Origin of the sequence: Desulfovibrio sp. OH1186_COT-070 (assembly GCF_003860215.1) — a bacterium.
Classification (GTDB): domain Bacteria; phylum Desulfobacterota; class Desulfovibrionia; order Desulfovibrionales; family Desulfovibrionaceae; genus Desulfovibrio.
In genome coordinates this window covers 1-526 of sequence record NZ_RQYH01000148.1, presented here as the reverse complement: position 1 = coordinate 526, position 526 = coordinate 1, and the positions used below count along the sequence as shown (strand labels likewise).

The 526-nt window shown below is 31.9% G+C and carries 1 protein-coding gene; it reads right to left on the bottom strand.

Going from position 1 to position 526, the window contains the following annotated elements:
* The coding region (gene tnpA, locus EII23_RS12290; RefSeq protein ID WP_124793565.1) for an IS200/IS605 family transposase at positions 1 to 330 on the bottom strand (330 nt) is incomplete at its 3' end.
* Between the last annotated feature and the right edge of the window lie 196 nt (positions 331 to 526).

Below are 526 nucleotides of genomic sequence, written 5' to 3'. Positions count from 1 at the left end.
CCAAAATTCTCTATTTCTATATGCAAATTTCATATTTCCAAATCTTTGAAATATCATCAAACTACTTTTGCCTTTTAGATATCCCATAAAACTTGATACCCTTATCTTTGGTGGTATACTCACCAATAAATGTATATGGTCTGGACACACTTCTCCTTCTATTATTTCCACTCCTTTCCATTTACACAATTCCCTTAGTATATCTCTTATCGCTTCCCTTTTTTCTCCATAAAATACCTTTCTTCTATATTTCGGTGCAAATACTATATGATATTTACAATTATACTTAGTATGTGCTAAACTATTTATATTATTATTTGGCTTTGCCATTTAATTTTCCTCCTTTTGGCTTTACTTTTTTAGCTGGCAGGCTATCTTTAGTTTAGCACATTAGGAGGTTTTTTTCATCGCTTAAGCTCTTTTGAACCACGCGACTATCGCGTGGTTTTCGTATACAAAAAAACACCTAGCGTTTTTGCTAGGTGTTTTTTTGTTTTTAAGCCTGTTTAGCTATTATATCCTTAAC